At 52.6% G+C, this 15,313-nt stretch carries 9 protein-coding genes; 5 read left to right on the forward strand and 4 right to left on the reverse strand.

What is annotated here, in order from left to right:
- Positions 1 to 69 precede the first annotated feature (69 nt).
- A complete protein-coding gene (locus NP589_RS03400) occupies positions 70 to 639 on the reverse strand; it encodes a thioredoxin family protein (RefSeq protein ID WP_256605703.1) in 570 nt (189 codons plus the stop codon).
- A 97-nt stretch (positions 640 to 736) separates the two neighbouring features.
- Here NP589_RS03400 and NP589_RS03405 point away from each other — a divergent pair, with 97 nt between their 5' ends.
- The 4 genes from NP589_RS03405 to rpe all read left to right on the forward strand — a co-directional run bounded on the left by NP589_RS03405 (position 737) and on the right by rpe (position 9,786).
- Positions 737 to 5,857 (forward strand): AAA family ATPase, encoded by a 5,121-nt coding sequence (locus tag NP589_RS03405; protein ID WP_256605704.1) that lies wholly within the window; start codon positions 737 to 739, stop codon positions 5,855 to 5,857.
- Positions 5,858 to 5,885: 28 nt separating this feature from the next.
- Positions 5,886 to 6,587, forward strand: a complete 702-nt coding sequence (locus NP589_RS03410) for a response regulator (RefSeq protein WP_256605705.1) — start codon at positions 5,886 to 5,888, stop codon at positions 6,585 to 6,587.
- 20 nt (positions 6,588 to 6,607) lie between these two features.
- The gene (locus NP589_RS03415) at positions 6,608 to 8,995 is read left to right on the forward strand and encodes a sensor domain-containing protein (protein WP_256605706.1); all 2,388 of its coding nucleotides are present in this window, start codon (positions 6,608 to 6,610) and stop codon (positions 8,993 to 8,995) included.
- Between the two features lie 119 nt (positions 8,996 to 9,114).
- Positions 9,115 to 9,786, forward strand: coding sequence for a ribulose-phosphate 3-epimerase (rpe, locus tag NP589_RS03420; protein ID WP_064007317.1), 672 nt, complete (start codon positions 9,115 to 9,117; stop codon positions 9,784 to 9,786).
- A 73-nt stretch (positions 9,787 to 9,859) separates the two neighbouring features.
- On the opposite strand, the gene NP589_RS03425 is transcribed toward rpe, so the two are convergent.
- Positions 9,860 to 11,680: an autotransporter domain-containing protein gene (locus NP589_RS03425; RefSeq protein WP_256605707.1), complete on the reverse strand. Its 1,821-nt coding sequence runs from the start codon at positions 11,678 to 11,680 to the stop codon at positions 9,860 to 9,862.
- A gap of 210 nt (positions 11,681 to 11,890) precedes the next feature.
- Here NP589_RS03425 and NP589_RS03430 point away from each other — a divergent pair, with 210 nt between their 5' ends.
- Positions 11,891 to 13,105 (forward strand): glycosyltransferase, encoded by a 1,215-nt coding sequence (locus tag NP589_RS03430; RefSeq protein ID WP_256605708.1) that lies wholly within the window; start codon positions 11,891 to 11,893, stop codon positions 13,103 to 13,105.
- On the opposite strand, the gene NP589_RS03435 is transcribed toward NP589_RS03430, so the two are convergent.
- Together NP589_RS03435 and NP589_RS03440 are read right to left on the reverse strand one after the other, a co-directional pair.
- On the reverse strand, positions 13,084 to 13,848 hold the full coding sequence (locus NP589_RS03435; RefSeq protein ID WP_256605709.1) for an inositol monophosphatase family protein: 765 nt from the start codon (positions 13,846 to 13,848) through the stop codon (positions 13,084 to 13,086). The genes NP589_RS03430 and NP589_RS03435 overlap by 22 nt on opposite strands.
- An 84-nt stretch (positions 13,849 to 13,932) precedes the next feature.
- Entirely contained in the window at positions 13,933 to 15,201 is a 1,269-nt protein-coding gene (locus tag NP589_RS03440) for an ammonium transporter (RefSeq protein WP_256605710.1), read from the reverse strand.
- Between the last annotated feature and the right edge of the window lie 112 nt (positions 15,202 to 15,313).

The following is a 15,313-nucleotide window of genomic DNA, read 5'->3' on the forward strand; positions in this document are numbered from 1 at the left end:
GAGCAGAGTCGAAACCCGTCAATTCGCTTCGAATTCTCTCAGCGAACGGCTTAACTTAACGGCATGAGTCTATCCTAGCGGCATTTTCCATTTGATATTACAGCCGATGCTAGGCATTTGCGCAGCATCGATAGGGTGTCCGGCCAGCAACTGATCCAGGGCCTTGCGCAAATCCTCACCGCTTACCGGCACCGCATTCTTCGGTGTGGCGCCGTCCAGGCGGCCCCGATAAACGCAAGCCAGATCGGCATCGAACAGATAAATATCCGGGGTACAGGCCGCCTGGTAGGCTTTGGCCACAGCCTGCGATTCGTCGTACAAATACGCGGCAAAGGGATGCCCCCATTCCGCCATCATCTGCTGCATTTTATCCGGCGCATCCTGCGGGTAGTTTTCGATGTCATTGGCACTGATCGCCACCGTCGCAATGCCTGAGGCGGCGTATTGCCGGGCAATAGCGATCAACTGCTCTTTAATGTGCAACACATACGGGCAGTGGTTGCAGATAAACAAAATCAAGGTGCCGCGTTCGCCTTTCAAGTCCTGCAAGGCATAGTCGCGGCCGGACACGGTATCCGGCAAACAAAAGTCTGGAGCGATACTGCCTAGAGGCAGCATATTGGAGGCTGTCGCGGCCATGGTTAATCCTGCTGAATCAAAACAAGACTAGAATTATAAAACAGCCCGCTCCCGGAACTGCCGCGAAAATCGCGTTAATACTCCCAGTCGTCAACGCATGATCGATATAAGCACCAGAACAGTTCCGCTCCAAAACGCTCCGCAACTGGACAGCTACGTGCTGACCGACAAACTCGGCGAGAGCCTGCAAGCCACGGTTTATAAGGGCTACCATAAACATGTGCCGGAATACCCGCTGGTGGTTAAATGCCTGAAACTATTGTCCAGTTGGGACGACCAATCCCGGCACCTGCGGCAAAAAATCGAACGCCTGAAAGTATTGCACGACCCGCGCGTCTGCACGCCTTTGGCTTTGGAATCCAACGACGGCGATCAATTCATCGTGCAACCGTGGTTCAACGGCCAATCATTAAACGCTTGGATCACCCAACAGCAGGCGGTGAATTTAGCCGATTTTTTTACGCTGGCCTGCTCGTTAGCCGACACCTTGCAATCGGTGCATGATGCAGGCATCACTCATGGCGGCATTAAACCGCACAATATTTTGGTGCAATCCGGCAGTTTGAATCTGCGTTTGACCGATTTCATTACGCCGTTGGACATCCGCGATGTCAGTCATTTCATTTACGATCCGGAGTTTGTCCGCAACACATTAGCGTATACCTCGCCGGAGCAAACCGGGCGCATCAACTACCGGGTCGATTTCTCCACCGATTTATATTCGCTGGGCATCGTGTTTTACGAACTGCTGACGGGCCGGCTGCCGTTTTTTTCCCCCGATCCGCTGGAACTGATTCACTCGCATCTGGCCGAGGAAGCGGTCAAAGTCCACGACATCAGCCCGGGCATTCCCAACACGCTGAGCGAAATCATCGCCAAACTGATTTTGAAGCAGCCGGAAAAACGCTATCAAAGTGCCTCCGGTTTACTGGCGGATTTGTTGCGCTGCCAGAAAGAGCACGAAATCACCGGCAGCGTATCGGATTTTGGCATAGGCCAGCATGACCGCAGCCGCCGGGTAATTTTCATTTCGAAAATGGTCGGCCGGCAAAGCGAAACCGAACTAATTCGTCAGGAATACAGCGAGGTAACCCAAGGCAGGTTTCGTTCGGTGTTTATTTCCGGTCTATCCGGCATAGGCAAAACCCGGCTGATTCAGGAACTGCAAAAACCGTTGGTGAAAAATCGCGGTTATTTCAGCTCCGGCAAGTTCGATCAGTACCAAAAGAATATTCCCTACAGTTCGCTGATCCAGGCCTTGCGCAATCTGATACGCACCTTTCTGACCGAAAGCGACGCGCAAGTACATGATTGGTCGACAAAAATTCTCGAAGCGCTGGACAATGCCGGCGGGGTGATCGTCGACGTGCTGCCGGAGCTGGAATTCATCATCGGCCCGCAAGCCGAGGCCCCGCCCTTGCCGCCGGTGGAAGCCCGTAACCGTTTCAACAACCTGTTCGGCCGCTTTCTAGCCTGTCTGGCCAGCGAAGAAAATCCCTTGATCTTATTCATTGACGATCTGCAATGGTGCGACAGCGCCACTTTCGATTTCTTGCAAAACCTGTTCACCAATCATCGCGAACACCCTTACTTGTTTTTTATGGGCGCTTATCGCCACAACGAAGTGGATCAAGATCACCCCCTGACGAAACTGATTCGTAGCGTGCAAGAAAACGCCGGCCCGCTGGCCGAAATTCATCTGACCGAACTTAGCGACGCCGACTGCCACGAAATGGTCGCCTACATTCTCGATTCGTCGCTAACCGCCACGGCAAATTTGGCCGACTTTATCGCGCATTTGACCGAAGGCAACCCCTTGTTTGTCAGTGAAAGTCTGGCCTGGTTGTACAACGAAGGTTTACTCGGTATCGACACCAAACAGCACTGGCAATGGGATATGAACCGCATCCGCGACACGCAAATGCCGGCCAGCGTGGTGGAACTGTTCAGTGCCAAAGTGCGCAAACTTCCAAGCCGGACTTTACACATCCTTTACCACTGCGCCTGCATGGGCAATCGCTTTACTGCCGAGGATGTCGGGCTGGTGCTGGACAAACCCATCGAGCAGCTGTTCGAGGATTTAAAACCGGTATTAAGCATGGGCCTCTTGCTGGAAAATAAAGCCGACCTGCAATTTGTCCATGACCGGGTGCAGGAAGCGGTATTGCAACAAGTTGACGCCGCGTCCCGCCCCGGCATCCATTGGCGCATAGGCAATCGCTTGCTGTCTGTGGTTCCCCCTGGTGCCGAGCTTGTCAGCCTGGACAATTTATTCACTATCGCCGCCCATCTCAATCAGGGTTGCCCGGCTATACTCGACGAGCAAACCGCCTATTGGCTGGTGAATATCAACTTCAACGCCGGCAATAAAGCCCTGGATGCCCTGGCCGGCGATGCCGCCAACGAATTTTTCCTGAAGGCCCACAATTATCTGCCGACCGATTGCTGGGAAACGGCCTACGCACTGACATTTCGGATTTATCAGCGCCTGGCGAAAACCGATCTGATGTGTGGCCGCTACGACAGTTCGGAAGCTTTGTTGAATCGGCTGATAGAGCATGCGGTCAGCGATCTGGACAAAGCCGAAGCGCTGGCCGATCAGACCACCTCGCTATCCTCGTTCGGGAACTTCAAACAAGCTATCGCCACTGCCAATCGCGGCTTGGCCTATTTCAACAAGTCCATTCCCGACGATCCCGAGCAAGCCCGGCAACGTACGGAAAATCTGATGCAGATCATCGAACAGCAAGACGATGTCTGGCTAAAAATCCTGAACATGCCGTTTACTGAACAGCGGCAGAGCAAAATCGAACTGGCTTTTTATAGCGAGTTGATTCCGGATTTATACATGTGCGGTCTGGTGCCGCAGCTGTATTTGTCCGCCGCCCAATCCACCTTGCATTGCCTGGAAGGCGGCATGGACGAATCGGTGATTTATTCGTTTTCCATCATGGGCCTCAATCTGGGCGAACAGGGCAAATTCGCGCAGGCGTTTCGCTATCAGGATTTGGCGCACGATTTGTGCGCCAAATACCCCAACACCTTTGGCGCCACCAGAGGCATGAACGGCATTGTCTGGTGCAATATGCACTCGCGTAGCCACCCGGCCGATATTGTCGATTACGCGCATAAAGCCATTCAATCCGGGAAGAACTGCGGCGACTTATACAACGCCGGCTTGTCCTACGGCCCGCTGATGTGGAATCTGATCGCTCAGGGTAAAAACCTGCGCTGGGTCGAGGAAGCCGCCGAGGAGTGTTTACAATTTTCCCGTAAAAACCAGCTGTCGTTTTCGATAGGCCTAGCGCAAGCAGTAATGGCCGGCTGGGTATTGCCGATGAAGCCCGACTGCGGTCAGCTCGATATGCAAGCGACCCTGGCTGACTGGCAAGCCAATAATTATGTTGCCGCTACCGGCAGTTACTTCGCATTACTGGGTTTTGCCCAATATTACTTGGGCGACTATAGCTCGGCGGCACTATCCTTGAAAACCGTGGAAAACTATTTGCATGGTTTAACCGATAATGTCTTGAAACGTCTTTGGTATGTATTTCGGATCTTGAACCTGCTGCGCTCGGAAACGGATGATGCGCGAATCGATTCCGAAATTCCGCCCTTGCTCGCCGAACTGGAAGTGTGGGGGCAACTCGGCCCCTTATTAAAGCCCTACGTGATGTTTATCCATGCGGAATTAGCCAATCAGCATGGCCAATATCGCGACGCGCGCAATCTGTATCTGGATGCCATCGCCCTATCGCTGGCACAGAACTATGGCGTACTGACCGGCCATCTATACGAAGCGCTGGCCGATCTGACGCTGAAACATGGCCTGGGCGATGCGGAACTCTATTACGGCGAAGCCCGCCGCCATTACCGTTTATGCCGTGCGGATGCGAAAAACAACCGGCTACAGGAGCGTCATCAATACGTCAGCCCGGAAACCGGCGCCAGAATAGCCAAACCTCATCCGGTGCCCACTACCTTACCGAGTCTGGACATCAGCTATTTGATGAAATCGGCGCTGGCGCTATCGGCAGAAATCGATCTGACGCAACTGATGCAAAAAATCATGGCGGTGGTACTGGAAAGCTCGGCCGCGCAACACGGTTATTTGCTGATCAAACACAATGACGAACTTTTGGTTGCCGCCGAACAGCATGTCGGCAAAAAACGCACCATACATAAACACTATTACAGTCTGAACAAAGTGCGCGGCATCTGCCGCGCCATCGTCAATTACGTGCAGCGCACCCACGAAAAAGTCGTGCTGAGCGATGCCTGTAGCGAGGGCGAGTTTCAAAATGCTCCCGAAGTGGTGGCGTTCGGCTTACGCTCGGTATTGTGTTTGCCGGTCATCAAGCAAAGTGAACTAATCGGTCTGCTGTATCTGGAAAACCGCCTTTCCGAAGGCGTATTCACTCCGGAAAAAATCAGCATGACCGAGCTGTTGACCGCGCAAGCCGCGATTTCGTTGGAAAATGCCCGCTTACTGGAACAAACCCGCCAAGCTTATAAACAATTACAGGAAAATCAGGATCATATGCTGCAAATGGAAAAGCTGTCGGCACTGGGTACGCTGGTCGGCGGCGTGGCCCATGAGATCAACAACCCGCTGATGGGCGTGATGAACTTCGTCGAATTTGTCTCGGACCGCACCGAAGACGCCAAATCCAAACAAGTACTTGCGCAAGCCTTGCAGCAAATTCAACGTATCAAAAACATTGTTTCGAATATGCTGGTGTTCATGCATCAAAAAAACACGCAAACCGGCAGTTGCTCGCTGGAAGAGGTTTTAGGCCAAACCTTGTTGTTACTGGAAGGCGAATTGCGCAAAACCGCTATCCAAGTCCGCACCGAGATACCGGAAAACTTGCCCAAACTCGCCTGCACCCCGGAAAGCATGCAACAGATTCTGATCAATCTCTTAATCAATGCCCGCGATGCGCTGCGCGGCATTGCGCAACCTGTCATTGAAATTAGCGTCAGCTCCGCGGAAAAAATGCTAGAGTTGATTATAAAAGACAACGGCCCAGGCATCCCCGACGAGGTGCAAGGCCGCATGTTCGACCCCTTCTTTACCACCAAACCACCCGGCCAGGGCACCGGCCTGGGTTTATCGGTCACTCGCCGTCTGATTCAGGATGCCAATGGCTCGATAGCTGTGGAAAGTCGCATTGGCGAAGGTTGCCGCATACGGTTAAAATTCCCCCACTATTAGTATTTTTTAACGGATTGAGACAGAGGCGATGGTAAACAATATTCTAGTGATTGACGACGACCCTGCGGTACGTGGCGCCTTCAAGCTGATTCTGGAAGAGGAAGGCTATAAGGTGCGCGAAGCCGAGAATGGTCTGCAAGGTATCGCCATGGTTGAAGCCGATCGTCCCGATTTGATATTTCTGGATTTACGCATGCCCGGCATCGATGGCGTGGAAACCTTACGTCGCCTGAAGGCCTTGGACAACAGCCTGAATGTCTATATCGTCACGGCCTTTGCCGCCGAATTCATGGACCAACTGAAAGACGCCCATGAAGAAGGCTTGCAATTCGAACTGGCCAGCAAACCCTTGTCGGCATCGCAAATCAGAAATATCGCGCAAGTGGTGCATATCGCTAAAGTCCATGAAGAACGCCGCGCCAACCACCATAAACTGGTTTTGACCTTATATGTGGTGTCGCTAAATCCGGAAACCCGCAGGCTGGTCGAGCAAATCAGCGCGGTGCTGGCCGGCATTTACGAGCCCGGCCATTGGGTATTCGACGTGGTTGAAGTATTGGGCATGCCGGAAAAAGCCCTGGAAAAAGAAATATTTGCCACACCGATGCTGGTGCGCGACCTGCCGGAACCGGTATTGAAACTGCTGGGCGATCTTTCCCGGATGTCGTCGGTGATGGCGGCAATCACTACCCAAAATGTTGGTACAGGTGTGCAGACAGTGATCGTTTGATGCCTGGTCGTACCCTCTAAATGCCGCAAACACTCAAACAACTTAATCTGATCCTTGAGACCATTACCGACGGCGTCATGGTGGTCGACCCGCAAGGTAGCGTTATTTATGCCAATCAGGCAGCAGAACAATTACTGGAACGCGGCAGCCTGATCGGCCACTCCCTGGCAATTCCGATTCCCGCCGACAAAATTCAATTTCAAGACATCAACCTGATTCGTCCCAGCGGTATAGCCTGGGCGGAACTGCGCTCGACTCCACTGGAATGGGAAGGCTCGCCGGCTTACCTAATCGGGCTGCGTGACATAACGGCTCGCAAGCAAGCGGAAATTGCGTTGCAGGAGAGCGAACTACTCTTCCATACGCTATCGAAAATTGCCCCGGTCGGCATTTTTCGCACCAATCAAAAAGGTGAATGCGACTACGTCAATCACCGCTGGTGCGAGATCACCGGCTTGCATTTTATTGATTCACATGGTGACGGCTGGGTAGCCGGTTTGCTGGCCGAAGACCGCGATTCCGTTATTGCCGAATGGCAGCGCTGCGTAGCCGCATTGCAGCCTTTCAATATGCAATACCGTTTTCAAACAGCTGACGGCAATGTACGCTGGGTGGTGGGCCGCGCCGAGCCGGAACTGGATGAAGCCGGCGAATTGTGCGGTTACGTCGGCACCATTACCGACATTTCCGACATCAAAGCCAACGAGGAGCGCTTGGGACAAGCCGCCGCCGTATTCGAAAGCACGCGAGAAGGCGTGATGGTTACCGACGCCCGGTGCCGAATTACGATGGTCAACAAGGCGTTTACCGACATCACCGGCTACGCCAATCAGGATGTGATCGGGAATAGTCCCGGCATCATGAGTTCCGGCCGCCATAACGCCGACTTTTATCGGGAAATGTGGGCCAATATTGCCACGACGGATCATTGGCAAGGCGAAATTTGGAATCGCCGCAAATGCGGAGAAGTGTATCCGGAACTATTAAGCATCAGCACCGTGCGCGACGGCAATGGCGAGATCAGCCACTTTGTGGGCGTGTTCGCCGACATTTCCAAGCTGAAGGCTTCGGAAATGGAGCTGGAATTCCTGGCCCACCACGACCCGCTGACCAAGTTGCCCAACCGCATGCTGTTCCTGTCGCGCCTGCAACACAATATCGAGAAAGCCCGCCGCCAAGCCAATAAGATGGCGGTGTTGATGCTGGATTTGGACCGCTTCAAGGACGTCAACGACAGCTTCGGCCATTTGGCCGGCGACGATTTACTGCAAATGGTGGCCGAGCGCCTAACCACCCGGCTGCGTACCAGCGATACTATTTGCCGACTCGGCGGTGACGAGTTTGTAGTGTTGCTGGAAGAAGTCAACCAACCGGAAATGGTGGCCCATGTCGCCACGCAAATCATTAGTGCCTTGAACCAAACCTGGCAACTACCCAGCGGCCATGAGGTACGCATCGGCGTCAGCGTCGGCATCGCCATGTTTCCCGAGCATGGCGCTTCACCGGACGAGTTGATCCAACAAGCCGATACGGCCTTGTATCAAGCCAAAAACGAGGGCCGTAATCGTTTTAAATATTTCTCGGAAGATTTGACTCGCGCGGCGCGCGAACGCATCGACATCGAAATCCGCCTGCGGCAAGCTATCGAGCAAGGCGAATTGCGAGTGTTTTTTCAACCGCAAATTTGCATCGATAATGGCGCGGTCGTCGGTGCCGAAGCCCTCGTCAGGTGGCAGACTGCCAGCGGCGAACTGATACCGCCGCTTCGCTTCATACCGATTGCGGAAGAAACCGGTCTGATCACCAGTATCGGCAATTGGGTGTTGAGAGAAACCTGCCGTAACGGTCAGCGCTGGCGGCAAACCGGTTTTCCACCCTTGCGTCTGGCGGTTAACCTGTCCCCGCAACAGTTTTTACATAGCGACATAAGCGACGTGGTCGCCAAGGTTCTGGAAGAAACCGGTTTTCCAGCCGAGCGCCTGGAACTGGAACTTACTGAAAGCGCCCTGATGAAGCGCGAAAAAGAAGCTATCGAAATTCTACATAAGCTGCATGGGTTGGGTGTGCATCTGGCCATTGACGATTTCGGCACCGGCTATTCGTCGCTGGCTTATTTGAAACTATTTCCGCTGGATGTCTTAAAAATTGATAAAAGCTTTATCGAAGACATTCCCCAACACACCGACGATATGGAAATCACCGCCACGATTATCGCCATGGCAAAAACGCTGCGTATGCGAGTGGTTGCGGAAGGTGTGGAAACCGCCGAACAACTGGCTTTTCTGAAGAGCCGGCAATGCGATCTTTATCAGGGTTATTTGACCAGCAAACCGCTACCGGTAGCGGAATTCGAAAAATTTCTGACCGACTATCGACCTATCAACAATCATGCGCCGTTAGTCAGCTGATACTTAAGGCTTGAAACAGGCGTCTGCGACCCTAAATTGTTCGATCAATCCACTGTTTTAGCCAAATGCCGGAAAGAAGTTATAATGGTGGTTTTTAACCTCACCAAAAGGATCAAAAGATGGCTGACAATCTGATTGCACCTTCCATACTCTCCGCAGACTTCGCACGCTTGGGCGAAGAAGTTGTTAATGTCTTAAATGCGGGCGCAGACATTGTGCATTTCGATGTGATGGACAACCATTTTGTGCCCAATCTGACTATCGGTCCGCTGGTTTGCGAAGCGCTGCGTAAGCACGGGGTTACCGCACCTATCGACGTCCATTTGATGGTGGAACCGGTAGACCGCATCATTCCCGATTTCGCTAAAGCCGGTGCCAGCTACATTACCTTCCACCCCGAAGCCTCCAGACACATTGATCGTTCACTGCAAATGATCAGAGACTTGGGCTGCAAATCCGGTCTGGTATTCAACCCAGGCACCCCTTTGCATTATCTGGAACACGTGCTGGACAAAGTCGATATGATTTTGCTGATGTCGGTCAACCCCGGATTCGGTGGCCAATCGTTCATTCCATCCGCGCTGGATAAACTGCGCCAAGCCAGAAAAATCATCGACGACAGCGGTTTTGATATCCGCCTGGAAATTGACGGCGGCGTGAACGTGGGCAATATTCGTGAAATTAAGGAAGCCGGCGCGGACACCTTCGTTGCGGGCTCGGCTATTTTCGGTAAACCTGATTACAAAAAAGTCATCGACGAAATGCGCGCGGAATTGGCCAACGCCAAATAAGTCTGCATTAAAGCTGGCCGCTACGGGGTATTCCCGGCGCGGCCCCTTCCCCAAAGTATTCGCTACAAATTCCTTAGAACGGAATTCGGGCCCCCAGCTCGATAGTATGATCGGTAATATACGCCTGCCCCAAGCGGTATTCGTATCGTAAAAAGCCCGCCCGACCTTCCGGCAAACTCAACGCCAACGACGTACCGATATTGAAATAGTCGCGATCCGGCGTATCGGTTTTTACGCTGAAGGTGCCGGCACCGGCAGCCGCCTGACTAAAACGCGCCTGGATCAAACGGCTTTCGTCCAGATATTGATGCACCCATTCGAAACGTACGCCCGGCGACAAGACGCCCCAAGAGGTGCTGATCGCGTTGCTGGCTTGGCCGCCGATAGTCGATGTCGCCGAATCGATAGACTGGCCGGCAAACTCCATCGCCAAGCCGCCACCGCCGCTTTCCTGATAGCTATCAACTTTGGTTTTACTGTAATCCAGTCTTAGATACGGATTGATCACAAAACTTTGTAGGGCAAAATCTTTACCAAACCCCAAACTAAAGCCGTATTGGTCGCCGTTGGCGGCACTGGTGGCCGTATTGTCGAAACCGGTGTATTGAATGCGCCGATTGATATCAAACGAATGCAGCGCGTAGCTCATTATCCAGTCTATATAAAATGACTGCGGCAAAAAGTAACTGCCGTAAGACGAAAACTCGAAGGCATCGGCCGACATGCTGCCGCTATTTAAATTGTAATTGGTGTCGGTAGAGCCATAGCCGAATGCCGCGCCCAGCACCAGTTCATCCATAATGCTGTAATCCATGCCAAACGTCACCCCTTTCCTGTCGGCTTTAAAACCTCGTTCGCTGCTGGTATTGGCTTTTTCGCCGACATTGAATTGACCTTTCAAGAAGAAGCCCAGCGGGCTATCGCGGAACGGTTGGTCGTTCGGATCGTCGCCAGCCGCACCGCCCCGCGCCGGCCCCAAGGCCGTCATCAAAGCCTTGCCAACCGGTATGGTTTCACCGTTGATATTGATAGTGGAATAACCCAGTAACGAGGAGCTTTGCTGCTGAGAATTACGCAGGTTCACGATGCGGCCATGCACCACGGAAAATTGTTTGTAACCGAAATCCACGGCTGCCGCACCTTGCGCGGCAACGGCATCGGGTATCACCGCATTTAGATCGGCGTTGTTTATTTCATTGCAGCGAGCCAACAAATCGCCGCTCGCCCCGGAACAAGCGCTGGTTAAACCTTCGTAAATTGATTGCTGATTGGGGGTAAAGCCGGGATCCGAACTCAAATTGGGGGTTGGCGTCGTCGGCGTCGTCGGCGTCGTCGGGGTTGTCGGGTTAGTAGGCGCCGTATCGTTATCAGCAATACTGAGCACGGCAGTACTGCTGGTGTTGGGCGGTCCCGAACAATCTTCGATAGCGTTTTGAATAGCCAAATTCACGGTTTCAGTACTTTCCACAAGTGTGTCGTCCACAATATTGATAAACACTGTTGCGCTATCGGTATGCGGCCCGCCAGTAAACGGCACATTGAAAGAAAAGGTGCCGCCGGATATGTTGTAGTCGCTACCTGAAGTCGCGCTGCCGCCAGTGGCAACCACTTCGCCACTGATAGTGCAACCACCATACGCCGCTGTATTCATATTGACAGTGACAGGCACGCCGCCGCCCGCTTCAGTCGCGCTATAAGAACTGGCGGAGAAGGACAAAGTTGACGCTTGCAGCGCAAACGGAGTCATCGATAAAGCAGCCGCAGCCGCCAATAACAGCTGTTTAGAACTATGAACATGCGGCCAAATAGTGCAGCGCAGTCGGCGGCAAAAACGCATAGGCGGCATTTCGCTTAAACTAGGTAATTTTTCGGGATGTTGTATAGGTAAGCTCATGAGAAAGTCAGTGAGTTAATACTACGTAAATTAAAATAAAATCCAATTTCTGTAATTAGGTTTGCGCGCAATGGTTAATTACGATATAGCGTAATTTCGCTTGTTTAGCAAATGCCGGAGCATGATTTAAGCCGGTAAAAATAATTCAGGTAAAAGATATCCCAATCAACTTTAAATAATTACCCGCTCAACCACCTTAAATCCGCAACCATGAGTAGAGTACTTTATTGCTGGGAATTGGGTGCAGGCTACGGCCATACCGCCGCCTTCCTGCCAATAGCCCGACAACTTAAAACATACGGACATGAGGTAATATTCGCGCTTAGAGATTTGGAATACGCCGAAACCTTGTTGGCTGAAGATCACTTTTGTTATCTACAAGCACCGGTCTGCTGGCCGGATGGACGACCATTACCACCGGCTTCCAACTTTCCGGGAATTTTGTTGAACTCCGGCTTTAACGATGTAACCGGTTTATATTCGAGAGCAAAAGCCTGGCAATCTTTATATACGCATTTGCAACCAGACCTGCTTATATTTGACCATGCACCGACCGCGTTACTCGCGGCCCGAGAATTTAATATTCCGCGAGCCGGCTTCGGCACCGGCTTTTTCTCGCCGCCGCGCATCAGTCCCATGCCCAATATCCGCCCCTGGTTGCGAGTTACCGATAAGGTCTTAAGCACTATCGAAAGCCAGGTGTTAAGCACGACTAACTCGGTTTTAGCTCGTCTGAATACTCCACCGCTGAGGATTTTGGCGGACTTATTCGAGATTTCGGAAGACTTTATCTGCACATTTCCGGAGCTGGATCATTATAAACAATGGCGTAGCGCAAATTATTGGGGTCCAACCATTTTGCAAACCGCCGGTATTGAGCCAATCTGGCCGAGCGTTGGGGCCGAAAAAATATTCGCTTATTTGCGCCCGGAATATCCCGGCCTGGAGATATTGCTAAAACAGTTGCGCGCGTCGCCCTGGTCGATATTGGTGCATATACCCGGCACAACGCCCGCTTTTATAGCGAATAATAGTAGCGCCAATCTACACATTACACCACAGCCGGTGATCATCTCGGCGGCCGCTAAACAATGCGATCTGGCCATTTGCCATGGAGGGGTGGCGATGCTGTCGGCATTTTTACTGTTCGGCAAACCCTTGCTGGCATTGCCTTTTCAACTCGAACAGCTGATCAGCGCTCAAAATACCGCCGATCTCGGCGCGGGCGCTTATATCACTGCTGAAAGCAAAAACCCCAATTACAAAGCGCCACTGACTGAACTGATGCGCCACGCGAAATACGCACAGGCAGCCAGGCAGTTTGCGGAAAAATACGCTGATTTTTCACCATCGCAGCAAGCTACCGATATTGCCAAGCGGTGCGAGAGCTTGATGAAAAATACTTACATCAAAGGCAGTAGCTGATCGAGAATCTTGCCGTTTGTGGCAAAGACCTGCTTTGGAAATACGCCGGGATTACCTTCAAAATCGGTGATCGTCGCGCCCGCCTCTTTGGCGATCAACACGCCTGCCGCGATGTCATAAAGATTCAGCTCCTGCTCCCAAAAAGCATCGACCTGGCCGTCGGCAACCGTACATAAATCCAGCGCCGCCGAGCCCAGCCGCCGTTGACCGGTGGTGGCCTGAGCGATGCGATTGAAACGCGGCAGGTTGTTGTCGTCCAAATACTGCCGCAGACAGGCAAAACCCGTGGACACCATACTGCTGGCCAGACTGGTTTCGTCCGACACCCGGATAGGTTTGCCGTTTTTCCAGGCACCCTTGCCTTTTTCCGCGCAGTAATAATCGTCCAAGGCCGGACCGTAAACCGCGCCCATCATCAATTCGCCGTCAATTTCCAAGGCTACGCTGATGCCCCAAAAATATTGGCCTTTTGAGAACGAATGGGTGCCGTCAATCGGATCGACGATCCAGCGACTGGTTTGATTAGCGGTTTGGCCACTTTCTTCGCCCCAAAAACCGTATTCCGGACAGTGCTCGCTGAGCGCTTGTTTCAAGTAATTTTCCACCGCGACATCGGCGTCGGTGACCAAATCTCGCGCGCTTTTTTTGTTGATCGCCAGAGAATCTAAATCGTTGAAATATCGCATCGCCACTTCGCCGGCTGCGCGGACGATGGTTTCTAAAGCTTCGAGAGTGATGGGCATGATTTTCCTAATTTTGCAGGGATGCGGGCAGTGTGGCTATCCGCCCTGCCCGCTATGAGAAGCCTATAGTTTAAGCGTTCATTTTTACAGATTGTGGTAGCCGGTTTCCTCGTGCAGCACGATGTCCAAACCTTGCTGTTCCTCGTCTTCACTGACGCGTAGACCGATGAACGCATCGATGAGTTTCAACAAAACATAGCTGAACAAAGCACTCCAGGCCGCCGTCACCAAAACCGCCAGCGCTTGCACGCCGACTTGCTCGGCGATGGTAACGCCGTTTAAACCCAAGCCACCGAAACTTTCAGCCGCGAACACGCCGGTTAAAATCGAGCCGACGCAACCGCCGACGCCATGTACCGGAAACACGTCCAAGGAATCGTCGATTTTTAGCCGGCGTTTGACGAATTGCGTGGCATAAAAACACACCGCGCCAGCGACAACGCCGATGATTAAACCACCAATCGGCCCAACAAAACCGGAAGCCGGCGTGATTGTGCCCAAGCCGGCGACCATCCCGGTGACGATACCCAGCACGCTCGGTTTACTAAAACGCAGCCATTCGATCATCATCCAGGTCAAAGCACCGGCAGCGGCGGCGATGTGCGTCACGGTGATCGCCATCCCGGCACTGCCGTCGGCTTTTAAGGCGCTACCGCCGTTAAAACCGAACCAGCCGAACCAGAGCATACCGGCGCCAGTCACGACCATGGTCATATTGTGCGGCGGCATCGCCACGGTAGGAAAGCCTTTACGACGACCCAAAACTAATGCCGCCACCAGGGAAGCCACACCGGCGTTGACGTGAATCACAATCCCACCGGCAAAATCCTTGGCACCCAACGCCGCCAGCCAACCGTTGCCCCAGATCCAATGGCAAATCGGCATATACACCACGATCAACCAAAGCCCGCTAAACCACAGCATCGCCGAAAACTTCATCCGCTCGGCAAAGGCGCCAACGATCAACGCCGGGGTAATAATCGCGAAGGTCATTTGGAACATGAAAAACACGGTTTCCGGAATATCGCCAATCAAGTTTTGCGTGCTCATTTCCGGCAAAAATATCTTGCTGCCGCCCCCCAGAAATTGCTGCCAACTACCGCCATCGGTAAATACGAAGCTGTAAACGCCGGCCAGCCACAATATCGATACCAGACAGGTAATCGCAAAACATTGCATCAATACCGACAGCACGTTCTTGCTTCTGACCAAACCGCCGTAAAACAGCGACAGACCGGGAATGGTCATGAATAAAACCAGTGCGGTGGAGGTTAAAACCCACGCCGTATTGGCTTGGTTAATGCCGTCGGCCCAAGCCTGCTGCGGCAACATCAAGCTGTATGCAATCAGCATCAGCGCTCTTTTTATTGTTGTCATTGTCTTTCACTAGATGGTGGTGTGTTGTTATTTTTAAGCAGTCTTTAAACAACAAAATCGCCCTGGTCTGCGAATAACGCGCAGACCA

It is taken from the genome of Methylomonas rosea (assembly GCF_024505055.1).
GTDB classification, from domain to species: Bacteria; Pseudomonadota; Gammaproteobacteria; order Methylococcales; family Methylomonadaceae; genus Methylomonas; species Methylomonas rosea.